The organism is Amycolatopsis sp. NPDC021455 (assembly GCF_040640995.1).
In the GTDB taxonomy this organism is placed as follows: Bacteria; Actinomycetota; Actinomycetes; order Mycobacteriales; family Pseudonocardiaceae; genus Amycolatopsis.
This window is the reverse complement of record NZ_JBFACT010000001.1, coordinates 18,154-42,682: the sequence shown is the minus strand read 5'-3', so window position 1 is coordinate 42,682 and position 24,529 is coordinate 18,154. Positions and strand designations below refer to the sequence as shown.

Annotated in this window: 23 protein-coding genes and 2 tRNA genes; 12 read left to right on the top strand and 13 right to left on the bottom strand. The window is 70.8% G+C overall.

Annotated features, from left to right (window positions below):
• Nucleotides 1–25 precede the first annotated feature (25 nt).
• A complete protein-coding gene (locus tag AB0G28_RS00225; RefSeq protein WP_361081323.1) occupies nucleotides 26–667 on the bottom strand; it encodes an alpha/beta hydrolase family protein in 642 nt (213 codons plus the stop codon).
• Between the two features lie 10 nt (nucleotides 668–677).
• The gene (locus AB0G28_RS00220) at nucleotides 678–1,352 is read right to left on the bottom strand and encodes an HNH endonuclease family protein (protein WP_361081320.1); all 675 of its coding nucleotides are present in this window, start codon (nucleotides 1,350–1,352) and stop codon (nucleotides 678–680) included.
• A 173-nt stretch (nucleotides 1,353–1,525) separates the two neighbouring features.
• Here AB0G28_RS00220 and AB0G28_RS00215 point away from each other — a divergent pair, with 173 nt between their 5' ends.
• The 3 genes from AB0G28_RS00215 to AB0G28_RS00205 are packed head-to-tail and all read left to right on the top strand — an operon-like array spanning nucleotide 1,526 to nucleotide 4,400.
• Nucleotides 1,526–2,569 (top strand): tetratricopeptide repeat protein, encoded by a 1,044-nt coding sequence (locus AB0G28_RS00215; protein ID WP_361081317.1) that lies wholly within the window; start codon nucleotides 1,526–1,528, stop codon nucleotides 2,567–2,569.
• Between the two features lie 39 nt (nucleotides 2,570–2,608).
• Nucleotides 2,609–3,076, top strand: coding sequence for a hydrogenase maturation protease (locus AB0G28_RS00210; protein WP_361081314.1), 468 nt, complete (start codon nucleotides 2,609–2,611; stop codon nucleotides 3,074–3,076).
• A 22-nt stretch (nucleotides 3,077–3,098) separates the two neighbouring features.
• Nucleotides 3,099–4,400, top strand: a complete 1,302-nt coding sequence (locus tag AB0G28_RS00205; protein ID WP_361081311.1) for an aspartate aminotransferase family protein — start codon at nucleotides 3,099–3,101, stop codon at nucleotides 4,398–4,400.
• Nucleotides 4,401–4,458: 58 nt separating this feature from the next.
• Here AB0G28_RS00205 and AB0G28_RS00200 read toward each other — a convergent pair whose 3' ends face one another.
• The 8 genes from AB0G28_RS00200 to AB0G28_RS00165 all read right to left on the bottom strand — a co-directional run bounded on the left by AB0G28_RS00200 (nucleotide 4,459) and on the right by AB0G28_RS00165 (nucleotide 12,935).
• Nucleotides 4,459–5,805 carry a cellulose binding domain-containing protein gene (locus tag AB0G28_RS00200; RefSeq protein WP_361081308.1) on the bottom strand — a complete coding sequence of 449 codons (1,347 nt, stop codon included), beginning with the start codon at nucleotides 5,803–5,805 and terminating at the stop codon, nucleotides 4,459–4,461.
• The gene (locus AB0G28_RS00195; protein WP_361081304.1) at nucleotides 5,802–7,427 is read right to left on the bottom strand and encodes a glycosyl hydrolase family 18 protein; all 1,626 of its coding nucleotides are present in this window, start codon (nucleotides 7,425–7,427) and stop codon (nucleotides 5,802–5,804) included. The genes AB0G28_RS00200 and AB0G28_RS00195 overlap by 4 nt, the downstream gene beginning before the upstream one ends.
• A gap of 209 nt (nucleotides 7,428–7,636) precedes the next feature.
• Nucleotides 7,637–7,915 (bottom strand): hypothetical protein, encoded by a 279-nt coding sequence (locus AB0G28_RS00190; protein ID WP_361081301.1) that lies wholly within the window; start codon nucleotides 7,913–7,915, stop codon nucleotides 7,637–7,639.
• Nucleotides 7,916–8,217: 302 nt separating this feature from the next.
• Nucleotides 8,218–8,291 (bottom strand) — tRNA-Arg (locus AB0G28_RS00185).
• 41 nt (nucleotides 8,292–8,332) lie between these two features.
• A tRNA-Ser gene (locus tag AB0G28_RS00180) sits at nucleotides 8,333–8,422 on the bottom strand.
• A 65-nt stretch (nucleotides 8,423–8,487) separates the two neighbouring features.
• Nucleotides 8,488–10,203: a phosphatidylglycerol lysyltransferase domain-containing protein gene (locus AB0G28_RS00175; protein WP_361081299.1), complete on the bottom strand. Its 1,716-nt coding sequence runs from the start codon at nucleotides 10,201–10,203 to the stop codon at nucleotides 8,488–8,490.
• 37 nt (nucleotides 10,204–10,240) lie between these two features.
• Nucleotides 10,241–12,220, bottom strand: a complete 1,980-nt coding sequence (locus AB0G28_RS00170; RefSeq protein WP_361081296.1) for an acetoacetate--CoA ligase — start codon at nucleotides 12,218–12,220, stop codon at nucleotides 10,241–10,243.
• 85 nt (nucleotides 12,221–12,305) lie between these two features.
• Entirely contained in the window at nucleotides 12,306–12,935 is a 630-nt protein-coding gene (locus AB0G28_RS00165) for a dienelactone hydrolase family protein (RefSeq protein WP_361081293.1), read from the bottom strand.
• 146 nt (nucleotides 12,936–13,081) lie between these two features.
• Between AB0G28_RS00165 and hisC the strand changes: the two genes are divergently transcribed.
• Nucleotides 13,082–14,149, top strand: coding sequence for a histidinol-phosphate transaminase (gene hisC / locus AB0G28_RS00160; protein ID WP_361081290.1), 1,068 nt, complete (start codon nucleotides 13,082–13,084; stop codon nucleotides 14,147–14,149).
• On the opposite strand, the gene AB0G28_RS00155 is transcribed toward hisC, so the two are convergent.
• Nucleotides 14,130–14,903, bottom strand: coding sequence for a sulfite exporter TauE/SafE family protein (locus tag AB0G28_RS00155; protein WP_361081287.1), 774 nt, complete (start codon nucleotides 14,901–14,903; stop codon nucleotides 14,130–14,132). The two genes, hisC and AB0G28_RS00155, sit on opposite strands and share 20 nt — an antisense overlap.
• Before the next feature lie 132 nt (nucleotides 14,904–15,035).
• On the opposite strand from AB0G28_RS00155, the gene AB0G28_RS00150 reads away from it, so the two are divergent.
• Genes AB0G28_RS00150 through AB0G28_RS00130 form a run of 5 tightly spaced genes read left to right on the top strand, consistent with a single transcriptional unit; the run spans nucleotide 15,036 to nucleotide 19,417 of the window.
• The gene (locus AB0G28_RS00150) at nucleotides 15,036–15,560 is read left to right on the top strand and encodes a SigE family RNA polymerase sigma factor (protein ID WP_361081284.1); all 525 of its coding nucleotides are present in this window, start codon (nucleotides 15,036–15,038) and stop codon (nucleotides 15,558–15,560) included.
• On the top strand, nucleotides 15,560–16,366 hold the full coding sequence (locus AB0G28_RS00145; RefSeq protein ID WP_361081281.1) for a hypothetical protein: 807 nt from the start codon (nucleotides 15,560–15,562) through the stop codon (nucleotides 16,364–16,366). Before AB0G28_RS00150 ends, AB0G28_RS00145 begins: the two co-directional genes overlap by 1 nt.
• Before the next feature lie 20 nt (nucleotides 16,367–16,386).
• Nucleotides 16,387–17,070, top strand: a complete 684-nt coding sequence (locus AB0G28_RS00140; protein WP_361081277.1) for a FadR/GntR family transcriptional regulator — start codon at nucleotides 16,387–16,389, stop codon at nucleotides 17,068–17,070.
• On the top strand, nucleotides 17,071–17,883 hold the full coding sequence (locus AB0G28_RS00135; protein ID WP_361081274.1) for a class I SAM-dependent methyltransferase: 813 nt from the start codon (nucleotides 17,071–17,073) through the stop codon (nucleotides 17,881–17,883). It abuts the gene before it with no gap.
• 40 nt (nucleotides 17,884–17,923) lie between these two features.
• Nucleotides 17,924–19,417, top strand: a complete 1,494-nt coding sequence (locus tag AB0G28_RS00130) for an adenylate/guanylate cyclase domain-containing protein (protein ID WP_361081271.1) — start codon at nucleotides 17,924–17,926, stop codon at nucleotides 19,415–19,417.
• Here AB0G28_RS00130 and AB0G28_RS00125 read toward each other — a convergent pair.
• Nucleotides 19,405–20,394: a beta-ketoacyl-ACP synthase III gene (locus AB0G28_RS00125; protein ID WP_361081268.1), complete on the bottom strand. Its 990-nt coding sequence runs from the start codon at nucleotides 20,392–20,394 to the stop codon at nucleotides 19,405–19,407. The two genes, AB0G28_RS00130 and AB0G28_RS00125, sit on opposite strands and share 13 nt — an antisense overlap.
• A gap of 212 nt (nucleotides 20,395–20,606) precedes the next feature.
• On the opposite strand from AB0G28_RS00125, the gene AB0G28_RS00120 reads away from it, so the two are divergent.
• The 3 genes from AB0G28_RS00120 (at nucleotide 20,607) to AB0G28_RS00110 (ending at nucleotide 22,896) form a co-directional block, all read left to right on the top strand.
• The gene (locus AB0G28_RS00120) at nucleotides 20,607–21,080 is read left to right on the top strand and encodes an Lrp/AsnC family transcriptional regulator (RefSeq protein WP_361081265.1); all 474 of its coding nucleotides are present in this window, start codon (nucleotides 20,607–20,609) and stop codon (nucleotides 21,078–21,080) included.
• Nucleotides 21,081–21,110: 30 nt separating this feature from the next.
• A complete protein-coding gene (locus AB0G28_RS00115) occupies nucleotides 21,111–22,337 on the top strand; it encodes an MFS transporter (protein ID WP_361081262.1) in 1,227 nt (408 codons plus the stop codon).
• Between the two features lie 154 nt (nucleotides 22,338–22,491).
• Nucleotides 22,492–22,896, top strand: coding sequence for an SsgA family sporulation/cell division regulator (locus AB0G28_RS00110; protein WP_361081259.1), 405 nt, complete (start codon nucleotides 22,492–22,494; stop codon nucleotides 22,894–22,896).
• Between the two features lie 96 nt (nucleotides 22,897–22,992).
• On the opposite strand, the gene AB0G28_RS00105 is transcribed toward AB0G28_RS00110, so the two are convergent.
• Complete coding sequence (locus tag AB0G28_RS00105; RefSeq protein WP_361081256.1) at nucleotides 22,993–24,096, bottom strand: S1 family peptidase; 1,104 nt, start codon at nucleotides 24,094–24,096, stop codon at nucleotides 22,993–22,995.
• Nucleotides 24,097–24,529: the final 433 nt, after the last annotated feature.

The following is a 24,529-nucleotide window of genomic DNA, read 5'->3' as shown; positions in this document are numbered from 1 at the left end:
GCTTTTAGAGCCGGTAAGGGGGCCTTCACGGCAGGTAGCCGGCCAGGCGGTCCGCCACCTGGGCCGGGTGGCTCAGCGGCGCGCAGTGCGGGCCGTCGACCTCGTCCGGTTCGAGACCCAGCCTGTCCCGGGCGACCCGGCGCTGGAAGTCCGGGACGAAGAACCGGTCATCGCGGCAGAGCAGGACACGGGTCGGGACGTCCGGGTGGGCCGGCAGCGGCCACGGCTCGTCCCATTCCTTGCTGACCTGGTCGCGCCCGCGTGCCTGGCATTCCCCGGCGAGTTCCGGGGAGACGCCGTTGAAGAACTGCTCGGTTTCGCTCAGGCCGGTGGGCGCCGCGAAACCCGTGTTGCCCCACCACTGCCCCGGCGGCTCCCCCGGCGCCGGGATCATCCCGGCCAGGTACACCAGCAGCCGCGCCCGGACCTTCGCCGCGACCAGCGGCGCGGTGAACCCGCCGTAGGAGTGGCCGACGACGGCGACGTCCGCGCGGTCGCCGAGCGCGGCCAGCACCGTCTCGGTGAACTCCGCCAGCCCCGCCGCGGGGTCGGTGATCGGCAGGTCCGGCGCGACCGCGTCGTGCCCGCGGGCCTCGAGTTCGGGCACGAGCCGGTGGAAGTCCCACCCGCTGCCGCCACCGCCGTGGATCAGCGCGAAAGTCGTCACACGCGCCAGCTCAGCAGCGGCGCAGCATGTCGGTCAAGGCGGTCTTCTCGGCCTGCGTGATGGTGAGCCCGTAGTAGTGCTTCACGACGATCCAGTCGGTCGCGTAGGTGCACCAGAAGGCCACGAGCGGCGGCTTCCACTGGTCGGGGGCCTTGTCGCTCTTCTGCTGGTTGACGTTGTCGGTGACGGCGAACAGCTGCGGCCGGGTCAGGTCGTTGGCGAACTGCTCGCGCTTCTCGGTCGTCCACGACTTCGCGCCGCTCGCCCACGCCTGCCCGAGCGGGACCATGTGGTCGATGTCGAGGTCGGTCGGCTTGGTCCAGGTCTCGTTGTCGTAGACGCTGGTCCAGGTCCCGGACGTCGGCTTGCAGTCCTTGTCGGTCTTGACGTCCTTGCCGTCGCGCTTGAGGACGACCTCGCGGGTGTCGCAGCCGGAGCCCTGGCTGTCCCAGTGCGGGAACTTCTCGCGCGAGTAGCCGTCCATCGACGTCCGCGCGGCGATGGTCAGCTCGTCGAGCTGCTTCTTCGCGTCGGCCGCGCTGACCGGGACCGGCGCCCCGGACGTCGGCGGCGTCGCGCCCGCGCCTCTGCTCGTCACCCAGTAGCCGAAGAGGGCGACCGCCAGGACGGCGACTACCAGCAGGATCCGGTGCGTCACGCTCAGCCGAAAGCTTCGGGCCGCCACGATTTTCTCCTCTCACCTGCGCGTGCGCGCGGCGTAGTGTCACCTCTGCCGGCGTGGGATAACCGCGCCGACACGACGACCTGGCGCGAATGTGACCTGGCCCACCCACGCCTGTCACACCGAGCCGATCCCCTGCGACTACCGGGGCAGGACCCATCCGGAGGGAGCAGCCGATGCCCGGTCGGCTCAAGAAGGTCGACGAGTTCTTCCAGCGCAAGGCCGCCGAGGGCGGCAACGTCGTCGCCATGGCCCGGATGGGCGCGGCGATGCGCGAGCGCGGGGACCTCGCCGAAGCCGAAGCGTGGTACCGGAAGGCCGCCATGGGCGGCGACCGCGTCTCGATGACGGCGCTGGCACACCTCCTCGCCGACCGCGGCGCCCGGGACGAGGCCGAACGCTGGTACCACGAGGCGGCACTGGCCGGCGAGCCCCACGGGATGCTGAACCTGGCCCGGGCGTACGAGCGGCAGGGGAAGCGCGAGGAGGCCCAGCACTGGTACGGCGAGGCGGCCGACGCCGGCGACCTGCCCTCGATGGCCGCGCTGGGGCACCTGCTGCGGGAACAGGGCAAGCCCGACGAGGCCGAGTCGTGGCTGCGCCAGGCCGCCGAAGCGGGCATCACCGGCGCGATGATCGACCTGGGCCTCCTGCTGCGCGACCACGGCCAGGCCGCGGAGGCGGCCCGCTGGTGGCGGTCGGCGGTGCAGGCGGGCGACTACGCGGCCACCTGCCCGCTCGGCAGGCAGGCCGAACGGCTGGGCAGGCCGGGTGACGCGGAGGCGTGGTACCGCCAGGGCGCGAGCGGCGGCCACGTCGAGGCGATCGTCCGGCTCGGGCTCCTCCTGCACCGCCGCGGCGACCTGGAGGAGGCCGAGCGCTGGTACCTCGACGCGGCCGAGCACGGCGACCCGGCGGCGATGACCAACCTCGGCGTGCTGGCCCGCAACCGCGGCGACGAGGGCGAAGCGTCCGCCTGGTACCGCAAGGCCGCCGAGCACGGCAGCGTCCCGGCGCTCACCAACCTCGGCCACCTCGCCGAGCACCGGGAGGACCTGGCCCAGGCCGAGCAGTGGTTCCGCCGGGCCGCCGAGACGGGCGACGTCCAGGGGATGCTCAGCCTGGCGCGCATGCTGCGGGCGCGTGGTGCCGCTCACGAGGCCGAGCAGTGGCTGGCCCGCGCGGAAACCATGCAGGAAGACCGCGAGCACCAGCACTAAATGATTGTGTGATCCAACTCACAGTTCTAACCTGGACGGATGCGGCCACGAGTCCTGGTAGCGGGCATTGGCAACGTCTTCCTGAGTGATGACGGCTTCGGCGTCGAAGTGCTCAGGGAACTCGACCGGACCGGCCTGCCCCCGTGGGTGCAGATAGCCGACTACGACATCGCGACGGTCCACCTGGCCTACGACCTGACCGGCGGCTACGACACGACGATCCTCCTGGACGCCACTCCGCACGGCGTCGCGCCGGGCACGCTGTCGCTGACCTCGGCCACCGATACGCACGACCTGCACGGCGACGCGGTGTTCCGCCTGCTCCGCCTCTTGGGCGGCGACGCGGGCCGTGTGCTGGTGCTGAGCTGCGAGCCGGCGTGCGTCGACGGCGGGATCGGGCTGTCACCGCGGGTCCGGGCCGCCGTCCCGGCCGCGGTGCGCGTGGTGACCGAACTGGCGTGGGGCGCCAGCCCGGAACTGCCCGTGCGGGAGCCGACCGAAGTGTGATCCCGGCGCCTACCGTCGACGCATGGCTGCGGAATTCTGGGCGGACGTCGACCGGCACCTGGTGCGCTACGGCGGCGTGTTCACCCGCGAGATCATCGACCACGCCGAGGGCAGTTTCGTCTTCACCGAGGACGGCCGCCGGATCCTCGACTTCACCTCCGGGCAGATGAGCGCGATCCTCGGGCACTCGCACCCGGAGATCGTCGCCACCGTCCGGCGGCAGGTGGGGAAGCTGGACCACCTGTTCAGCGGCATGCTGAGCCGCCCGGTCGCCGACCTCGCGCGGCGGCTCGCCGAGACGCTGCCGGCGCCACTGGAGAAGGCGTTGCTGCTGACCACCGGGGCCGAATCGAACGAGGCCGCCGTCCGGATGGCCAAGCTCGTCACCGGCAAGCACGAGATCGTCTCCTTCGCCCGCTCGTGGCACGGCATGACGCAGGCGGCGGCGAGCGCTACCTACAGCGCCGGCCGTCGCGGGTACGGGCCGGCCGCGCCCGGCAACTTCGCCATCCCGGCGCCGAACGCCTACCGGCCGGACTTCACCGACGCTTCCGGCTCGCTGGATTGGCGCCGCCAACTCGACTTCGGGTTCGAGATGATCGACGCGCAGTCGGTCGGCAGCCTGGCCGCGTGCCTGGTCGAGCCGATCCTCAGCTCCGGCGGAGTCATCGAACCGCCGCCCGGCTACTTCGCCGCCCTGGCGGCGAAATGCCGCGAACGCGGGATGCTGCTGATCCTCGACGAGGCCCAGACGGGGTTGTGCCGCACGGGGAACTGGTACGCGTTCGAGCGCGACGGCGTCGTCCCCGACATCCTGACGCTGTCGAAGACCCTCGGTGCCGGGTTGCCGCTGGCGGCCGTGCTGACCAGCGCCGAAATCGAACAAGAGGCCCACGAGCGCGGGTTCCTGTTCTTCACGACGCACGTATCGGACCCGCTCCCGGCGGCGGTCGGCAACACGGTCCTCGACGTGCTGACCCGAGATCGTCTCGACGAGCGGGCACGGACGCTGGGTGGCCTGCTGCGGAAGGGTTTGGAGGAGATCGCTTCGCGGCACGAGGTGGTCGGCGACATCCGCGGCTGCGGGCTGCTGGCCGGGCTGGAACTGGTGGTGGACCGCGAAACCAAGCGCAGTTCGGACGCGCTCGGCGCACGCGTGACGCAGCGCTGCCTCGAGCTCGGGCTGCACATGAACATCGTGCAGCTGCCCGGGATGGGCGGGGTGTTCCGGATCGCGCCGCCGCTGACGGCGTCCGAAGAGGAAATTGCGCTCGGCCTGGAGATCCTGGACCAGGCGATCGGCGACGTCGTCAAGACCCTCTGACGGCGAAGGCCTCCTTGCCGGCCCGGGGAGCCGGCAAGGAGGCCTTCATTGGACAGCGTCAGAAGCCCGCTGTCACCTTCGTGAAGTCCCAATCGTTCTGCGCGATGCCACTGCAGGTCGACTGCACGCCGCCGCCGGGGCAGCCGCGGTCGCGGTTGACCGACCAGAACGCCAGGCGCGCGATCTTGTTCGCCTTGGCCCAGTTGGTGATCTGGGTCCAGGTCGACACGCTCGTCAGCTCCTGCTGGTCGGACAGGCCGTTCATGCCCGAGATGCCGAGGTGGGCGTACGCCGTGGCGTCACTCCACCCGAACGTCGACTTCAGCTTGTCGCGCAAGCCGTTCGCCGCGCTCACCGTGCTCGCGTACATGTCCGCGCCGCCACCGAAGTCGAACGGCATGATCGTGTACACGTCCACGTTCGCGCCCAGGGCCTTCGACTGGTCGATGAGCCGGTTGCCGTAGTAGTTCGGGCCGGTCGTCGACGTGCCGAACGTCAGGATCGTCTGGATGCCCGGGTTGTTCTGCTTGACGATCTTCAGCGCGCCCAGGATCCGGTCCTGCACGGCCTCGTTCTCGAACTCGTCGGAGTTCTCGATGTCGATGTCGATCGCCTTGAGCCCGTACGCGTTGATCACCTGCTGGTAGGCGCCGGCCAGCGCGGCCGACGTCGAGCAGTTCGGGCCGAGCTTGTTGCCGCTCCAGCCGCCGAACGACGGGACGACCTGGCCGCCCGCCGCCTTGATCTGCGCGATCGCGTCCGCGTCCGCGCTGCCCTGCAGCGGACGGCTGCTGTCCCACGCCGGGTTGCACCCACCGGAGGCGTTGACGAACGCCATGGTGAACCACTTGATCCCGGTCGCGCTCATCACCGTCTGCGGGCTGGGCGGGTTGCCCCAGCCCAGGTACAGGTAGGGCGCGCCGCGGCCACCCGCCGGAGGCGGCGTCGTCGTGGTCGGCGGCGTCGTCGTAGGCGGCGTAGTGGTCGTGGGGGGTGTGCCCCCGGCGGAGCACGAACCCCCGTTCAGCTTGCAGTTCGACGGCGCGACGTACGAACCGGAGTACGCCACGTTGAACCCGAAGCTCGCGCTACCGCCGTTGGCGACGTTGCCGTTCCACGTGTTCTTCACCGTGACGTGCTGGCCGGACGCGGTGTAGCTGCCGTCCCACAGCGACGAGATCTTCGCGCCGCTGGGCAGGTCGAACTCGACTGTCCACGACGGGAGCGTCGAGCCCGAGCCGTTGGCGATCGTGTACTTGCCCTCGTAGCCGGTGCCCCAGTCGGAGCCCTTGCTGAAGGTCGCCGAGACCCCGCCGGCCGCGTTGGCCGGGGCGATCACGAGCATCGCGCCGACCGTGGCGGCCGCGGCCGCCAGCCCGAGTGCGGGCAACCACCCGCGCCTCACGACAGACCGCCCTTCATCGCCGAGATCAGCTCGCCGTTGCTCGTGTCGCCGGTCAGCTCCCAGAAGAAGGCACCGCCGAGACCCTGCTGCTTGGCGTAGGACATCTTGCCGCCGATGGTCGCCGGGGTGTCGTAGCTCCACCAGTTGCTGCCGCACTTCGCGTACGCCGTGCCGGCGATCGTGCCGGTCGAGGGGCAGCTGTTCTTCAGGACCTTGTAGTCCTCGATGCCCTGCTCGTACGTGCCCGGCGCCGGCCCGGTGGCCGTGCCACCGGGGGTGCTCTGCGTGACGCCGGTCCAGCCGCGGCCGTAGAACCCGATGCCCAGCAACAGCTTGCTCGACGGGACACCCTTGCTCTTCAGCTTCTGGATCGCCGCGTCGGAGTAGAAGCCGGCGGTCGGGATGCCGGAGTAGGACGTGAGCGGCGAGTGCGGAGCCGTCGGGCCCTGGGCGGCCCAGGCGCCGAAGTAGTCGTAGGACATGACGTTGTACCAGTCGACGTACTGCGCGGCACCGCCGTAGTCGGCGACGTCGAGCTTGCCGCCACTGCTGCCGTCCGCCGTGATGGCCGACGTGATCAGGAACGACGAGCCGAACTTCGCCCGCAACGCGGCCATCAGGTTCTTGTAGGCCGCCGAGCCGCTGGTGTCACAGGACAGGCCGCAGGCGTTGGGGTACTCCCAGTCGATGTCGATGCCGTCCCAGATGTCCGCCCACCGCGGGTCCTTGAGCAGGTTGTAGCAGGACTGCGCGAAGGCGGCGGCGTTCTGCGACGCCTGGCCGAAGCCGCCGGAGTAGGTCCAGCCGCCGAACGACCAGATCACCTTGAGGCCCGGGTGCAGCTTCTTCAGCTTCCGCAGCTGGTTGAAGTTGCCGGCGACGGGCTGGTCCCAGGTGTCGGCGACGCCGTCGACACTGCCCGCGGCGTCGTAGGTCTTCTGGTAGTCGGCGTACGGGTCGTCGTTCGCCGAGCACTGGCCGTTGGTGACGTTGCCGAAGGCGTAGTTGATGTGGGTCAGCTTGCTCGCCGAGCCGGACGTCTCGATGTTCTTGACGTGGTAGTTGCGCCCGTAGACGCCCCACTGCACGAAGTAGCCGACGTTCTTCAGGCCGCCCGGCGGGGGCGGCGGTGTGGTCGTGGTCGGCGGGGTGGTGGGCGTCGTCGGAGTGGTCGTCGGCTGCGTCGGCGTCGTCGGCGTGGTGGTCGGCGTGCCGCCGCCGGCGTCGCAGGAGCCGCCGTTCAGCTTGCAGTTCGCCGGCGCGGAGTACGTGCCGGAGTACGCGACGTTGAAGCCGAAGCTGGCGCTGCTGCCGTTGGCGACGTTGCCGTTCCAGGTGTTCTTGACGGTGACGTGCTGCCCGGACGCGGTGTAGCTGCCGTCCCACAGCGACGAGATCTTCGCACCGGACGGGAGGTCGAACTCGACCGTCCAGCTGGGCAGCGTCGAGCCGGAGCCGTTGTTGATCGTGTACTTGCCTTCATAGCCGGTGCCCCAGTCGGAGCCCTTGCCGAAGGCGGCGCTGACGCCACCGGCGGCACTCGCCGGAACGGTGACGACCCCGACCGCGAGCGCGCCGGCCGCGGTGAACAGACCGAGGAGGTGCCATCTCTTTCTGGACATCGCTCTCCTTTGAGCCAGGTACCGGACGGCGGCAAGCAACACCACCGGCGGGAACCATGGCGGTGTTTTGCGCCGTTTGCGCAAACGGTACGTGGTCCAGACCAATGAGGGAAGTCTCACCACGAAGAGTGATCATTGGTCAAGACCACTGCTCGGTACGGGGTGCGCACTGGTCCAGTCCAGTTACGCAAAGCAGCGGCGAGCCGGAGCTACTCCCGCGGCCGCAAGGCCTTCTGGTTCCGGACCACGGTCAGGTCCTGCCCGTCCCGCCGGTACCGGACCTTGGCCCACCACAAACCATCCTCGCGGGGAGCTGCCTCCCACGAAAGATGCCCCGGATACCACTCGTCGCCGTCGCGAACGAGGCACGGCTTGGGTGCCGAGGCCGGAGTCACGGCCTGCGTCCGGCGCGCCAGCCAAGCCGGGGTGCAGCAGTACTCGCAGGGTTCGAGCGTGCCCGGGCGCACACTCGCCCAGGCGACAGGCACCACCTCATGGGTTTCCTGGCCACGGGAGGCGGCATGGCGCTGGCCTCGCCGCAGCCAATCGCACGTGGGGTCGTTGTGGTACGCCGCGCCACCGCTGGTGCGGTAGCCGTGGGGCCGTACGCCGGGCGGTGGCGGCAGGCAATCAGCGCACTGGCCTTGTGGCAGGTCGTGTTTGCAGCGCGCGTCCACGACCGCACCTTAGATCAACCGCACATCCGTGGCGTAGGTCTCCGACAGGCTCGACAGCACGAAACCCCGCTGTTGCCAGCGGGGTTTCGCGATACTGCTGTCTCAACCAGACGTGCGCCCGAAGGGATTCGAACCCCTGACCTTCTGATCCGTAGTCAGATGCTCTATCCAGCTGAGCTACGGGCGCGTGTTCAGTTGTAACCTAGCACCCGGCGAACCGGGTACCAGCGGAGGCTCCGGGATTTGAACCCGGGAGGGGGGGTTACCCCCAACCGCATTAGCAGTGCGGCGCCATAGACCAGACTAGGCGAAGCCTCCTGGGCCCAACGACCACTGCTCAGATAGGTTACACACCCCCCGATCACCCCGGAACGGCACCCCCCTCACGCGCGTCGCAGCAGCCTGAGCAGGCGTGGAGACCTTCCGCCGAGGCCCTCTGCTTCGAACGTCGCGATGCCGACTCGCGGGAGCTCGCGGACCGCCGGGTACACCAGGTAGCGGGGTACCCAGCGCGGCTGGAACTTCGCGTTGAAGCGGTAGAGCGTCTCGATCTGGATCCAGCGCGAGAAGAAGTGGAGGACCTTCGCCGACATGCGGGCGACCGGGCCCGCGCCGATGCGCTGGCCCTGTTCCATCAACGCCCTGAACGCCGCGAAGTTCAGCGACACCTGCGAAATCCCGTGGCGGGGAGCGGCCAGCAACAGCTCTGAGATCATCAGCTCGTTGACGCCGTTGTCCGCCGTGCGGTCGCGGCGCATCACGTCCAGTGACAGGCCCGTCTCTCCCCATGGGACGAACTGGAGCATTCCGCGGACCCGCCCGCCCTGCTCGGCCGTCACCAGCACCGATCCCCGGTCGCCCAGGCGGCCCAGTGCCATCGAGAAGCCGCGCTCGGTGTCCGTGCCTCGCCAGTTCGCCGCCAGGACCTCCAGCTCGGCCAGCTCGCCGGGGCGCAGGTCCTCGGCCCGGCGCACCAGCACCTTGTAGCCCGCGCGCTTGGTGCGGGCCGCGGCCTGGCGGACGCCGCGCATCACGCGGCCGTCCAGGGTGAAGCCGTCGACGTCGACGACCGCTTCGTCGCCGATCTCCAGGACCTCCAGGCCGAAGCGGGACCAGACCGTCGCGCCCAGCTCGGACACGCCCATCGCCGCCGGGGTCCAGCCGTTGCGCCGGCAGACCTCCAGGTACTCCTCGATCGCGCCCGGCCACGCCTCGTGGTCGCCGAGCGGGTCGGCCGAGCACAGCGCCACGCCGGCGATCACGCGGTAGGTGACCGCCGCCTTGCCCGTCTTCGAGAACACCGCGAACTTGTCCCGGCGCAGCGCGAAGTAGCCGAGCGAGTCCCGCTCGCCGTGCTCGTCCAGCAGCTTGCGCAGGCGGGCGACCTCGTCGTCGGTCAGGCGGGGGGCCGGCTCGGCCGACCGCAGCAGGAAATACGCCGCGACCAGGACCGCGGCGAGGCCGAAGAGCAGGCCGACGGCCGCCGTCATGTCCTCCAGCCACATCTGCCGGAACACCGCGGGCCCGCTGGCGCCGACCAGCGCGAGCGCGGACTCCGCGATCCGGTCGGGGAAGCTCAGCGGCTCCAGCACCGCCCGCGACGCCACCGACAGCAGGATGACGTTGATCACGAACCCGGCCAGCAGCAGCTGCAGGAACACCCGCACCGCGCGCCAGCGCCCGACGACCGGGTCCGGCTTCGCGACGAAGTACCGCCGGTTCGCGATCAGGCCCACCAGCAGCACCACCGACACCACCCCGGCGGCGAAGACGTGCTTCAGCCCCAGGTGCGACATCGTGAGCAGCACCGTCGCGCCGACCGCCAGCTGCCAGGCCCGGCGCTTGCGGCGCCGGAGGCCCGCGGCCAGCATCACCAGCAGCACGCCCATGGCCAGCGCCACGGTCGCCGCCGCGACGGTCGCCTCCTGCGGCAGCTCCAGCCATTCGGCCAGGTGCCCGCGCAGGCTGCGGCGGCCGGCCGGGATCAGGATCGAGCCCAGGGTCATCAGGCCCGCCAGCCGGGTCACCCAGGTGATCACCCCCACGGTGGTGGCTCCCGCCACCTTCCAGGTGATCTGCGCCCGTGTCCCCGTCACCACCCGTACAACCCGCCGTGGATGATCATGCTTCCCCCATCTACCCCCCGGCGAGCTCCACGAACGGCGCCAGCGCCGCCGGGTTGGCCAGCGCGTCGCGGCTGACGGCCCGGTCGGGAGCCACACCGGCGAGGATCTTCTTCACCGGTACCTCACACTTCTTACCGTTCAAGGTACGAGGAATCTCGGAAACCACGACGAACCGATCGGGTACATGCCGCGGTGACAGCGCGCTACGAAGCTCCTTGCGCAGGCGCGGCTCGACGTCTTCGAGCGCGACGCCGCCGGTCAGGACCACGAAACAGATGAGCTGACCGTCCTCGTTCCCGGCCGCCGAGGTGTCGACGACCAGGGAATCCGCGATCTCGTCGTAGCCCTCGACGACCCGGTAGAACTCCGCCGTGCCCATCCGGACGCCGCCGCGGTTGAGCGTCGAGTCGCTGCGGCCGTAGATCACCGCCGAGCCGCGGTTCGTGATCCGGATCCAGTCGCCGTGGCGCCACAGCCCCGGGTACATCTCGAAGTACGCCTCACGCAGGCGCGAGCCGTCCGGGTCGTTCCAGAAGAACACCGGCATCGACGGCATCGGCTTCGTGATGACCAGCTCGCCGACCTCCTCCACGACGGCGTTCCCGGCCTCGTCGAACGCGTTGACCGCGGCACCGAGCGCCGGGCAGGACAGCTCCCCCAGCCAGACCGGCACGTCGGGCGCCGACGCGACGAACGCAGCGCACAGGTCGGTCCCGCCGGAGACCGAGCAGATCTGGACGTTCTTCCCGACCTCGTTCACGATCCACCGGAAGCCCTCGACGCTCAGCGGCGCGCCGGTCGAGCCGAGCGCGCGCAACGCCGTCAGGTCGTAGCGCTCGGCCGGCTTGATCCCCGCCTTGAGGCAGCTCTGGATGAACGGCGCCGACGTGCCGAAGTACGTGACGCGGTGCTGCTCGGCCAGGTGCCAGAGCGCGTTGAGGTCCGGGAACCCCGGGCTGCCGTCGTAGAGCACGATCGTCGTGCCGACCAGCAGGCCGGAGATGAGGAAGTTCCACATCATCCAGCCGGTGGTGCTGAACCAGAAGAACCGGTCGCCGGGCCCGAGGTCGGTCTGCAGGGCCAGGGCCTTGAGGTGCTCCAGCGTGATGCCGCCGTGGCCGTGCACGATGCCCTTCGGCAGGCCGGTGGTGCCGGACGAGTAGAGCACCCACAGCGGGTGCGCGAACTCGACCGGCTCGAACAGCAGCGGCGCGCCCTCGTGCTTCGCGAGCAGCTCATCCCAGTCCAGGGCACCGTCCATGCGGCCTTCGCCGACGTACTCGACGAGCACGGTCGCGGCCAGCGACGGCAGCTTGGCCTGCAGGTCGGCGATCGTCGTCCGGATGTCGAACTGGCGGCCGTTGTACGCGTAGGCGTTGACCGCGAAGAGCACCTTCGGCTCGATCTGCACGAACCGGTCCGCGACCGCGCGGACGCCGAAGTCCGGCGAGCACGACGACCAGATCGCCCCGATGCTCGCCGCGGCGAGGAACGCGACCAGCGTCTGCGGGCAGTTCGGCGCCAGCGCGACGACCCGGTCGCCCTTGCCGACGCCGAGTTCCAAGAACGCCGCCCGGGCCGCGGCGACCTGCGCGCGAAGCTCGCCGTACGTCAGGTGGCTCGCGAAGCCGTCTTCGCGGTGGAAGATGACCGCCGTCTCGTCGTCGCCCTTCGCGGCGCCGGCGACGCCCGGGGTGAGCGCGTGCTCGGCGTAGTTCAGCGTGCCGCCGTCGAACCAGACGGCGTCCGGCATCTCGCCCGAGAGCACTTCGCCGGGCTGGTCGTGCCAGCGGACGCCGAGGAAGTCCGCGACCGCCGCCCAGAAGTCCGGGCCGCGCTCGACCGAGAACTCGTGCAGCGTGCGGTAGTCGTCCACCTCGACGCCGCGCTCGGCGCGCAGCCACCGGCGGAAGGCTTCGATCTTGGTGTCGGCAACGTGGCCCGGCTCGGGGCGCCAGAGCACTTCGGGGGCGTCGGCGGTGTGCGTCACGCTCCGAGCCTAATCCTTCGGATCAGGAAGTCACCGTAGTCGGAACCGACACGGAACCCCGGTGAGGAGTGTGCGCCGCCCACACCTATCGCAGGTGGGCGTCGAACCAGTTGAGCGTGCGCTGCCAGGCCTCCGCGGCCGCGCCGGGGTCGGCGTCGAAGCGGTGGTTCGCGCCCGGGTAGTGGACGACGTTCGTGGCGACCTTCGCCGACGCGGCGGCGTCCCGCAGGCGCTCGACGTCGGCGCCGCCCGCCTCGTCACCGGCGTCGCCGTACATGCCGAGCCACGGGCTGGTGAGCTTCCCCGCGATCTCGACCAGCGCGGGCAGTTCGGCGGCCTGCTGCCCGCCGACGCTGACCGCGGCGCCGAGCTTCCGGTGCGACGCGACGACCAGGGCCGCGGTGCCGCCCAGGTCGAACCCCATCACGCCGAGCAGGTCGGCCTGGACACCCCGCTCGACCAGCCAGGCGAGGGTGAGGTCGGTGGCGTCGAGCAGGTCCTGCTGCGTGAGCTCGTCGTTCTCCAGGTGCGGGGTGACGGTCAGCCAGCCCTCGGTGGCGAGACCGGCGAGCAGCATCTTCACGCCGTCGGTGACGCCGTCCGCTTCGTGCAGCACCACCAAGCCGCCGCGTAGCGCGCCCTCGGGTTCCGAGAAGGTCAGGCGCAGGGTGCGGCCGTCGGTGCGCTGGTAGTCCACGGTGCTGGTCGACGTCATTGCGTCACCCAATCACTTCGAGGTGAACGGAAGGAACTCAGTGTCGCAGGTCACTGCGCCGGTTACCGGCTGAAGGCAGTCGCGGGGCGGCGGGCGGAAAAGATACGGTGAGCGGGTCGTCCCGCCGATTTCCAGGAGCGCCGAAGATGCCGTCCGTGTCCCCGCGTGCCGATCTCGAATCGTTGCCGAAATACGTCCCCGGCCGGACGATCGAAGGCGCGATCAAGCTGGCGAGCAACGAGGTGCCCGGCGGCGCGCTGCCGAGCGTCGCGGCGGCGATCGCCGAGGCCGCGGCGGGGATCAACCGCTACCCGGACACCGGCTCGCAGGCGCTGCGCGAGCGGCTGGCGCGCGAGCTGGACGTGCCGGTGGAGCGCGTCGCGATCGGCTGCGGCTCGGTGTCGCTGTGCCAGCAGACGATCCAGGCGGTGTGCGCCCCCGGCGACGAAGTCATCTTCGGCTGGCGCTCCTTCGAGGCGTACCCGATCGTCACGCAGGTCGCGAACGCCGTCGCGGTGAAGGTCCCGATCACCGAGGGCCAGGAGCTCGACCTCGACGCGATGCTCGCGGCGATCACCGACCGGACGCGCGTGGTCTTCGTCTGCAACCCGAACAACCCCACCGGGACGGCCGTGCGCCGCGCCGAGCTGGAGCGGTTCCTGGCCGCCGTGCCCGAGCACGTCCTGGTCGTGCTGGACGAGGCGTACAAGGAGTTCGTCACCGACCCCGAGGTGCCCGACGGCGTCGAGTACACCCGCAGCCGGTCGAACGTCATGGTGCTTCGCACGTTCTCGAAGGCGTACGGCCTGGCGGGCCTTCGCGTCGGCTACGCGGTCGCGCCCGAGCCGATCGCGGACGCGCTTCGCCAGGTGTACGTGGCCTTCTCGGTGAACATGCTGGCCCAGGTGGCCGCGCTGGCGTCCCTCGACGCGGCCGACGAGCTGCTGGCCCGCTGTCAGGAGATCGTCGTCGAGCGCGGCCGGGTGCGGGAGGCGCTGCTCGAAGTGGGCTACCAGGTGCCGGAGACGCAGGCGAACTTCGTCTGGCTGCCGCTCGGTGACCAGGCCGTCCCGTTCGCCGAGCACGCGCTGGACCGCAAGCTGGTGGTGCGCCCGTTCGCCGGCGACGGCGTCCGCGTGACCATCGGGACCCGCGAGGAGAACGACCTGTTCCTGGCCGCGGCGCGCGAGTTCACTACTTCGCGATCTGCTTGACCACCAGCTGGACGACGGCGGCGACGCCGATCACCACGATCACGCCGCGCAACACCGCCGGCGGCAGCTTCCGGCCGATCTTCGCGCCGAGGAAGCCGCCGGCGGTGGAGCCGACGGCCAGCCACAGCACGACGGCCCAGCTGATCGGCGCCACGAACGCGTAGATCACCCCGGCGACGACGTTGACGACGGCGGCGAGGACGTTCTTCACGCCGTTGAGCTTCTGCAGCGGCTCGGACAGCAGCATCCCCATCACGGCCATGAGCATCACGCCCTGCGCGGCGGTGAAGTACCCGCCGTAGACGCCGATGAGGAAGATGAAGAACATCAGCAGCGGGCCCGGCTTGTGCTCCTTGCCGTTCTGCTCGCGCCGCTCGGCCACCCACTTCGACACCTTCGGCTGGACGATCACGAGGATCACGGCCAGCCCGACGAGCACCGGGACGACGGCTTCGAAGGCGTCCTTCGGCAGGGACAGCAGCAGGATGGTGCCGCCGATGGCGCCGAGGAACGAAGCGACGGCGAACTGGACGACCCGCGGCCAGTAGCCCTTGAGCTCGTGCCGGTAACCCCAGGCGCCGCTGAGGGTGCCGGGTGCGAGGCCGATCGCGTTGGACGTCGTCGCCGTCACCGGCGGATAGCCCAGCGCGACGAGCACGGGGAACGTCACCAGCGTTCCCGACCCGACGACGGCGTTGATGGTGCCCGCCCAGATGCCGGCGACCACGATGATCACCGCGTGCCACCAAGTCATGAAGCATTCACGTGCGGAGCCTAAGCATCGTGGCGCGCTCCCGCCGTACGGATGTGTCCGGTCGGACACTCACGATGCAGCGCATCGGGCGGCCGGTGCGTAAGCAGCCGTACCTGACGTGAAGGAGGCCCGATGCGGGCAGCCGACGAGGATCGGTTTCGCGAGTTCGCCCGGGACAACGCCGTCCCGCTGCGCCGCTACGGCTACCTGCTGTGCGGCGACTGGCACCTGGCCGAAGACCTCGTCCAGACCACGCTGCACAAGCTGTACGGAGCGTGGCCCCGGATCCGCGGCACCGACCGGCCGGTGAGCTACGCGCGGCAGACGCTGACCCGCTGCTGGCTCGACGAACGGCGGCGCCCGTGGCGGCGGTCCGAGCGCCACACCGACGCACTGCCCGAGGTCGGGGACGCCGCGGCCGACCCGGCCGTGCACCAGGAGCACGCGGGCCTGCGCGCCGAACTGGCCACGGCGCTGGCGGCGCTCGCGCCCCGGCAGCGCGCGGTGCTCGTGCTGCGGTACTTCTGCGACCTGCCGGTCGCCGAAGTGGCCCGGGAACTGCGGTGTTCGGAAGGCACGGTCCGGAGTCAGGCCACCAGGGCGTTGCGGACCCTCCGCGGCGCCGTCCCGGGTTCCTTGGCAGAGAGCGAGCTGTGATGGACGAGCAGACGCTGGCCCGCGAGTTCACCGCGGCCGTGCGCACCGAACCGCCGCTCGGGTTCGACCCCGACGAAGTCGTCACCCGGGTCGCCCGCCGGCGGCACCGGCGGCGGGCCATCCTGCTGGCGTGCGCGGGTGTCGTCGTGGCCGCGGCGGCCGCCGCCGTCGCCATTCCCGGGCCCGAGGTCCAGGCCCCACCGGCGTCACCCGCGGTTTCGCCCCGGATCAAGCCGTCCGCGGGGGAACGGCTGTGGCCGCCGGGCAACGGCGACGTCCCCCAGCCGACCGACGCGCGGATCAGCGCCCGGGCCCCCCAGCTCGCGGACCACCTCGAAGCGGTCCTGCGGAAGACGATGCCCCCTGCCGACCGGATCCGGCGCGATACCGTCAATTCCGGCCACTACGGCGGCATCATGCCGACCAGCCAGCGCGGGGTGAGCATCACCGAACACGGCGGGCCGGAAGAAAGCGGCTATTACCTCACGGTGGACGTGTACGTGCCGACCAACCCGGTGAAGCGGTTCCGGCCCCTGGAGCTGTGCGCCGAGATGAAGATCCAGATCAGCCCGTCGACGACGTGCCGCTACGCCGACGTCGACACCGGCGGAATCCTGATGACGACGGAAGAGGACACCACCGACCGGGAGGGCACGCTCCAGCACGGCATCTCGGCGACCTACTTCCGGGCGGACGGCACGTACGTCCTGGTCAGCTTGGGGGGCACGGTCGGCGTCATCCGTCCGCTGCCGTTGACCGCCGAGGAGCTCGCGACCTTGGCCCGGGATCCGGGGCTGACGTTGTAGCGAGCTGCGAAGATGAGCCCGTGGACACCGAGCAGGTCTGGAGCGCGACCGTCGACCGGCTGCGGGCGCGGATCGACTCCGGCGACCTGCCGCCCGGCTCGCGGCTGCCCGCCGAACGCGTGCTCTGCGAGGAGCTCGGGATCAGCCGTGGCTCGCTGCGGCAGGCGCTGCGCGTGCTCGACTCCATCGGGTACGTGCAGATCCGCGCCGGGTCCGGCACCTACGTCCGCGAGCAGCAGGACCAGCCGCTGCGGTCCTGGTTCACCGAGCACGAGCAGCTCGTCGAGAAGCTCTTCGACCTGCGGGCGACCGTCGAGCCCACGCTCGCCGAACGGCTGGCCCGGCACGCCACCGCGAAGACCGTGAGCCGGCTCGAGGACAACGTCGCCGAGATGGCGCGGGCCGCCGAGGACGGGGACATGCTGCGGGTCATCGCCACCGATGCCGAGTTCCACCGGGTGATCGCGCAGAACGCCGGCAACGACGACGTCGCCGGGCTGCTGCGGTCCGTGCTCGCCCTCGTCGGCGAGGAGCGGCGGGCCGCGCTGCGGCTGCCCGGGCAGATCCGGAAGGCCGTCGACGACCACCGCGCCATCCTCGACGCCGTGCGCCGGTCCGATCCGGCCGCCGCTCGGGCGCTGACCCTGAAGCACCTGGTCGACGCCAAAACCTACGCGCACGACTTCGCCTCGGAGGAGCGCTGAATGGAAAAGGTCCACTTCACGAAAGAGAAGGCCACCAACCTGGCGACGCTGTACGGCCGCGCGCTCGACTACCGCAGCGCCCACCCGATCCTCGGCGACAAGGCGGCGGACGACGCCGTCCGGCGGATCGACTACGACTTCACCAAGATCGGCATCTCCCCCGACCGCGCGGTGTCGGTCGTCCTGCGGGCGAAGCCGATCGACGACTGGACCACCGAGTACCTGCGCGCCCACCCGGACGCGATCGTGCTGCACCTGGGCTGCGGCATGGACACGCGGTTCCAGCGCCTCGCGCCACCGGAGACCGTCCACTGGTACGACGTCGACTACCCCGAGGTCATCGAGCTGCGGGAGAAGCTCTACGACCGGGCGCCGAACCAGACGCACATCGGCTCGTCGGTGACCGACTTCGGGTGGCTCGACCAGGTGCCCGCGGACCGGCCGGCGCTGATCGTCGCCGAAGGCCTCACGATGTACCTGAAGCCCGAAACCGGCACCGAGCTGATCCGGCGGCTGGTCGCGAAGTTCCCGTCCGGCGGGCTGATCTGCGACCTGTTCAACCGGACCGCCATCAAGATCCAGAAGATCAACGCGCCGGTGCGCAAGGCGGGCGCGACGCTGTACTGGGGCGTCGACGACCCGCGCGAGCTCGAACGCTACGGCCTGACATTGGAGTCCTCATTGGACGCTGCCCACTGGGCGACGCCGGAGGTGCTGGCCAAGATGGGCCCGATCACCCGGTTCCAGCTGCGCCTGCTGAAGGTCTTCCCGCCGCTGGCCAAGACGGCGCACATCGTGCGGTACCGCTTCTAGCGCCCGCGCCACTGCGCGTTTCCGGCCGTACGATCACCACGTGCGCAAGATCGCCGTGAAGAACTTCCGGGTGGTGTTGCGCACCAGCCTGGGCTTCGCCGGCCTGGGCGTCGGCTCGAGCGTCGCCGGGTCCGGGGTCGTCGCGCTGCTGCTGGTGCTGCAGGGCCTGCCGAAGGACGTCGGTGGCCGCGGCTGGATGCTCGGGCTGACCGCGGCCGGCATCGTCGCCGCCGCGCTGCTCGTCGGGACGCTGTGGACGGCGTGGCTGCAGCGGCGCACCGCGATCTGGTTCGTGCTCGGCCGCCCGCCGTCGGAGAGCGAGGCGCGGCGCGCGCTGCGGCTGCCGGTCGACATGGCCGTCGTCAGCGGCACGCTCTGGCTGATCGGCACCGTGGTCCTCAGCGTGCTCGCCGGCGCGCTGGGCTCGGCCGACGACGCCCTCGGCATGGCGACGGTGATCGGGCTGGGCGGCCTCACCACCGCCGGGCTCACCTACCTCGCCGCCGAGTGGGTGGCGCGGCCGGTGATGACGATCGCGCTCGACGTCCTGCCGCCGCGCCGCTCGCTGCCGGTCACCGTGCTCACCCGGCTGATCGTCACCTGGGCGCTGGCCAGCGGTGTCCCGTTCGTGGGCGTGCTGCTCATCGCCACGCCGCCGGACCTCGGCTCGGGCGACCACACCGCGACCCTGATCACGCTGTCGGTGACCGGCCTCGGCGTGGGCGCGATCGGGACGGCGCTGCTGGCCAGGGCGGTCGCGGCGCCCCTGCACCGGCTGCGCGTCGCGCTCGACGAGATCGCGCGCGGCAACACCGAGGTCGCGGTCGACGTCGACGACTCCAGCGAGATCGGCCTGCTCCAGACGTCGGTGAACCAGCTCGCCGCCGGCCTGCGCGAGCAGGCGCGGATGCGGGACCTGTTCGGCAGGCACGTCGGCGCCGACGTCGCCCGGCACGCCCTGGAGTACGGCGCGTCGCTCTCGGGCGACGTCCGCGAGGTCACGGCGTTGTTCGTCGACGTCGTCGACTCGACCGCGCTGGCCTACCGGACTCCGCCCGAAGAGCTGGTCAGGAAGCTGAACCGGCTGTTCGCCGCGGTCGTCTCCGCGGTGAACGCCCGCGGCGGCCTCGTCAACAAGTTCCAGGGCGACGCCGCGTTGTGCATCTTCGGCGCGCCGACCCGGCTGGCCGACGCGCCGACCGCCGCCCTGGCCGCGGCCCGCGCGATCCGGGACGCCGTCCGCGAGGACGGCGAGCTCGACCTCGGCATCGGCGTCTCGAGCGGCCCGGTGTTCGCCGGGCAGCTCGGCGCCAGCAGCCGGCTCGAGTACACCGTGATCGGCGACGCGGTCAACGAGGCCGCGCGGCTGACCGAACTCGCCAAGGCGGTCCCGTCACGGCTCCTCGCCAGCGACGCCGTCGTCTCCGCGGCCCTGCCCAGTGAAGCCGCGTACTGGGAGAAGCACGGCGAGCTGGAGCTGCGCGGCCGCGAGGAAGCGACGCCGACCTGGACGACCGTAGTTCAGGACGGCTGACCCAGGTCCGGCCAGTTCAACACCGTCGATCCCCAGGTCAGGCCCGCGCCGAACGCGCTGAGCAGGACGCGGTGGCCGGGCACGAGCGTGCCGTCGGCGCGCGCGTCGGCCAGGGCGAGCGGGATGGACGCGGCGCTGGTGTTGCCGACCCGGTCGATGTTGGCGACGACGGCGTCGGCCGGCATGCCGAGCTGCTTCGCCGTCGCCTGGAGGATCCGGATGTTCGCCTGGTGCCCGACGAAGCGGTCGACGTCGCCGACCATCCAGCCCGCACGCTCCAGGACCGTCCGCGACGACTCCGCCATCCGCGCGCAGGCGTGCCGGAAGACCGCGGTGCCCTGCATGGCGAGGAACCGGTCGGCCGGGTGCTCCGAAAGCCGCTTTCGGGCCCCACCGGCCTCGACCCACAGCAGCTCGGCGTGCTCGCCCTCGCTGTGCAGGTCGAACGGCCCGAACGCGCCGGGCTCGCCCGGGTCACCGGCGCGCAGCACGACCGCGCCCGCGCCGTCGCCGAAGATCGGCACGGTGGTGCGGTCGCCGGGGTCGATGAGCGTGGTGAAGGTGTCGGCGCCGATCACGAGCACGCGCTCGGCCAGCCCGCCCGCGATGAAGCCGGCGGCCGTGGCGAGGGCGTAGACGAACCCGCTGCAGACGGCGTTGACGTCGAACGCGGCGGCCGTGCCGAGCCCGAGCCGGGCGGCGACCTGCGGGGCGCTGGCCGGGCAGGGCTGGTCGGGGGTGGAGGTGGCGAGGACGACGGCGTCCGCGGAACCACCCGCGAGCGCTTCGCGGCCCGCCCCGACCGCGAGGTCCACAGTGGACTCGCCGGGCCCGGCGACGCGGCGCTCACGGATCCCGGTCCGGGTCCGGATCCACTCGTCCGAGGTGTCGAGCCGGGCGGCGATTTCGTGGTTGTCCAGGACTTTCGTCGGCAACCACGAACCGAGGCCGGTCAGCACGGCGGCAGGTGCGGGCACGGGACAGCCTCCCCACGCCGGCGGGTTGGCGGGCGACCGGCTGGTCTTCCACTTGTATGGGCTACCCCCTGGTAGACCGGTCAGTTGTGTTCCACCTCACTCAAAAAGTTGTTTCATCTTCGCCCCGGACGGAGTAGTGAGCACCGTCACGCCCGGGGTGTGCCGCGAGTGATCATCAGCGGATTGTCGGGGGTGGCCGTTAGCCTGCTGAGGTGCAGACACCCGACCTCGACCGGCTGGACATCGCCATCCTCGCCTGCCTCCAGGCGGACGCCCGCACCATCGCCGAAACCATCGGCGCGAAGGTCGGGCTCTCGGCCGCGGCGGTGCAGCGGCGGATCAAGCGGCTGCGCGAAGCGGGCGTCATCGAGCGCGAGGTGGCGGTGCTGTCGCCGGACGCGCTCGGGCTGAGCATGACGTTCGTGGTCATGGTCGAGATGGAGCGGGAGAACCTCGAGGTCATCGACGGGTTCCGCCGCCAGGTCCTGGCCGACGACTGCGTGCAGCAGTGCTACTACGTCACCGGCAACGCGGACTTCGTGCTGATCGTGACGTGCCCGGACATGGCGGCCTTCGAGGCGTTCACCCGGCGGATGTTCTTCGACAACCCGAACGTCCGGCACTTCACCACGAGCGTGGCGATGGACCGCGTGAAAGTGGGGCTGGCCCTGCCGCTCGACCCGTAAGCTGGAGCGCTGCCCGACTTGGGGGAAGGCATGCTTCGGATCTTTCTGGCCGCGACGCTGATCGACGCGCTGGGCAGCGGGCTGTGGGTCCCGTTCGCCCTGTTGTTCCTCGTGCACGGGCAGGGCATGGGTCTGGTCGACGCGGGCGCGTCGCTGACCACCGGTGCCCTGCTGGCGCTGGTCACGGGCCCGGCTACCGGGGTGGCGATGGACCGCTTCGGCCCGCGCGCCCTGCTCGTCGCGGGCAACCTGGTGCGGCTCGCCGCCTTCGCGGCCTATCCGCTGGCGCACACGAGCTGGCAGGTGATCGCGATGTCGGCGGTGGCCGGCCTCGGCGACCGGCTGTTCTGGACGTGCAACGCGCCGATGGTCGCCCGGCTGACCACCGGCGCCGACACGGACCGCGTCCTGGCGACGCAGACCGTGGGCCGGTTCGCGGGCGCGGGCCTCGGTGCGGCGGCGACGGCGGTGCTGCCGACGATCACAAGCCCGTGGGCGTTCCACCTGCTGGCGTACGCGAACGCGGCGAGCTTCGCGGTGGCGGCCCTCCTCATCCGCCTCCTCCCGGCACTTTCACGTGAAAGTGCCCCCACTCCGGGTCAAGGACGGAGCTTTCACGTGAAAGCTCCGTCCGGGAGCTGGCGGGCCGTGCTCGGGGACCGGCCCTTCACCGGGTTTTGCGTCACCCACATGGCCTTCACCCTCGCCAGCGCGAGCAAGTTCTCCGTGCTGCCGATCGTCGTGCGGGACCTGCTGCATGGTCCACAGTGGATCGCCGGGACCGCCATCACGCTCGGCACCGTGGTCGTCGTCACCGCGCAACGGCCGATCGTCGCGTTGCTGGCCCGCCGCAGCAGGACGGCAGGGCTGATCGGCGCCGCGGCGCTGTTCGCGGTCTGCTTCACCCTGCTGATCCCGTTGGAAAAGGCCTCGCTGCCGGTGGCCACCGTGGTGATCCTCGTGACCAGTCTCGGCTTCTCGGTCGCGGAGGCGATGTTCGGCCCGACGGCCACCGCGGCGGCGGCCGCGGCCGCCCCGCCCGGCGCCGAAGGCCGCGCCAGCTCGATCTTCCAGCTGTCCTGGGGCCTGCCCATCGCGCTCGCGCCGGGCCTGCTGGCCGGCCTGCTCAGCGTCAGCAACGCGCTGACGTGGTCGATCCTGGCGCTGACCTGCGCGTCCGCCGTCCCGGCACTGCTCGTGCTGCGGAAGAAACTGCCGGGAGCACTCCGCGAACCGTCACCACCCGTGGCCGCCTGAGCGCAAGGGGTATGTGCCCGGTGTTACACCACAATGGACGGATGCAACCGATCAAGTGAACGTGAGACTTTCTCCGTCATGACCGTAGGCCCTGGTCATCTCCTTGCCGAACAGTTCGCGCCGCGCGAACCACCGCGAGACTCCAGGAGGGGCCGTGCACACCGACGCCGTACACCAGAGCCAGTTCGTGCTGCTGAACGAAAGCACCACGCCCGTCCTTTCGCGCCTGTCCTACCACGCCGACGAGCCGTTCGCGGTGACCGTGGCCTTCCGGACCGAGCGCGGCCGGTGGATCGAGTGGACCTTCGCGCGTGACCTCCTCGTGTCCGGCCTCGACGAGCCGGCCGGGCTCGGCGACGTCCGGATCCGCCCGGACCTGTCCGACGACGAAGACTTCCTCACCCTGGAAATCGAGTCACCGGACGGCTATGCGTCGTTCGAGCTGGAGATCGAAGACATCCGGACGTTCCTCGACGCGTCCTACGAACTCGTGCCGCTCGGCGAGGAGAGCGCGCACTTCGACGTCGACGGGCTGATCGAGGAGATCAGCAACGTCTGACCGGAGAACCTCCCATTCCCGCGGCGAGGAACGAAGGGCGGGTTTCGGACGCGCTGGAGGCGCCCGAAACCCGCCCTTCCGCCGTGTTCAAGGGGTTCAGCTGGTCTTCAACGTGGTCCCGGTGCCCGAAAGCGCGGCGCCGATCGGGAAGAAGTACGTCACGGACGTGTTGCCGCCGGACAGGATGCCCTGCGCCGAGTTGCCGGCGATGAAGCCGCCACCCGAGTCACCGGCCGCCGAGCGGACGTTGGTGGCCGTCATCCCGTAGACCGTGCCCTCGGAGTAGCGGACGGTCTGGTTCTTGGCCCCGATGGTGCCGCAGGTCCAGCCGGTGGTCGAACCGGCCTTGCAGACCGAGGTACCGGTCGCGGCGTTGGACGACCCGCGCACGGCGGTGCCGTTGTTCATCTGCGCGAGCGGAGTCCAGTTGCTGTTGGTCCGGACCGCGGCGTAGTCGTTCGTCGGGAAGCTGTAGCGGCCCCACGAACCGAGCGACGCGCCGTTCGCACCGGTCAGCGCGCCGGCGCCGGTGAGCGCCGCGCAGTGCCCGGCGGTCAGGAAGCCCGTGGTCGTGGAGAACCCGACCGAGCAACGGGCCGAACCGCCGATGTAGTAGGCGTCGCCGCCGCGGATGTTGGCGTAGAGGGACGGCTGGGTGGCCGTCTCGACGACCGTCACCGACGCTTTGTCCACACCGGACTTGGCGAGGAAGGCGTCCGCGGCGCCGCGCTGGCCCTGCAGCACGGAAAGCGTGACGCGGTTGGTGGCGGAGTCGACGCCCCAGCCGGTGACCGCGGCGGGCGCGGCCTTCTCGCCCGCGTTCAGGGCGCTCACGGCGGAGTCGAGCTGGCGGGCGCTGAACTTCACGACCTCCGCTTCCGCGCCGGCTTCACGGATCTTGCCGACGAGCGCGGCGTTCGTCGTCTCGACGTGCGCCTTGCCCGTGGCGGCGTTGTAGGTAGCGCCGCCGAACGCGTCGCCGAGCGCCGCGCTGAGGCCTTCGGTGACCTTGTTCGCGACGTCCTCGCTCGCCAGCCGCGCGAGCGCCTGGTCGTGGGTCAGGCCCAGGTCCCGCTGCATCGCGGGCACCATGTCGGGGTTCAGCAGGTCCTGGCCCGACGCGGGAACGGCGGTCGCGGCGAGCGCGCCCGTCGCCATGACCGCGGTGGCAGCGGCACCGAGAAGTCTCGCGATCTTCATGCTTCTCCCTAGGTGGTTACGCGCGGCTCCAGACCGGCCACGCAGTGGTACTCCCCCGAGTGAGCGTCCCCGCAGTGGGCGTTACGGTGCAATCCGGGCGCACGGCGAATGGGTATACGCATTCACCGCGGACGAATCCCCTGCTCCAGCCGGGCTCAGGCGCCGCCGTCACCCGGTCGGACAGGTCCGTAAGTAGGGTTTCTGTGAATTACTTTCAGTAGTCACGCAGAGCACACGGACGCGTGAAGCGACGTTGGAACGTGCGATTCACCGAGGTTTCGCACGCGCAGTGACCCGTGACCGCCGGTTCCCGCAGCAAACCGGTGACGGCGGGTAGGCGGACGTGTGAGCACGGCATCGGCCGCGTATTCGGTGAAAGGTTTACGGACGGATCGCCGCTGCTTAGGCTCCCGCGCACAGGTCCCCCGGCGCG

Excerpts from the sequence above, each read along its gene's own strand:
- AB0G28_RS00215 (WP_361081317.1), top strand. The coding sequence starts at position 1,526 with ATGCCCGGTCGGCTCAAGAAGGTCGACGAGTTCTTCCAGCGCAAGGCC.
- AB0G28_RS00210 (WP_361081314.1), top strand. The coding sequence starts at position 2,609 with ATGCGGCCACGAGTCCTGGTAGCGGGCATTGGCAACGTCTTCCTGAGT.
- AB0G28_RS00205 (WP_361081311.1), top strand. The coding sequence starts at position 3,099 with ATGGCTGCGGAATTCTGGGCGGACGTCGACCGGCACCTGGTGCGCTAC.
- AB0G28_RS00195 (WP_361081304.1), bottom strand. The coding sequence starts at position 7,427 with ATGTCCAGAAAGAGATGGCACCTCCTCGGTCTGTTCACCGCGGCCGGC.
- AB0G28_RS00165 (WP_361081293.1), bottom strand. The coding sequence starts at position 12,935 with ATGACGTCGACCAGCACCGTGGACTACCAGCGCACCGACGGCCGCACC.
- hisC (WP_361081290.1), top strand. The coding sequence starts at position 13,082 with ATGCCGTCCGTGTCCCCGCGTGCCGATCTCGAATCGTTGCCGAAATAC.
- AB0G28_RS00155 (WP_361081287.1), bottom strand. The coding sequence starts at position 14,903 with ATGACTTGGTGGCACGCGGTGATCATCGTGGTCGCCGGCATCTGGGCG.
- AB0G28_RS00150 (WP_361081284.1), top strand. The coding sequence starts at position 15,036 with ATGCGGGCAGCCGACGAGGATCGGTTTCGCGAGTTCGCCCGGGACAAC.
- AB0G28_RS00145 (WP_361081281.1), top strand. The coding sequence starts at position 15,560 with ATGGACGAGCAGACGCTGGCCCGCGAGTTCACCGCGGCCGTGCGCACC.
- AB0G28_RS00135 (WP_361081274.1), top strand. The coding sequence starts at position 17,071 with ATGGAAAAGGTCCACTTCACGAAAGAGAAGGCCACCAACCTGGCGACG.
- AB0G28_RS00115 (WP_361081262.1), top strand. The coding sequence starts at position 21,111 with ATGCTTCGGATCTTTCTGGCCGCGACGCTGATCGACGCGCTGGGCAGC.
- AB0G28_RS00105 (WP_361081256.1), bottom strand. The coding sequence starts at position 24,096 with ATGAAGATCGCGAGACTTCTCGGTGCCGCTGCCACCGCGGTCATGGCG.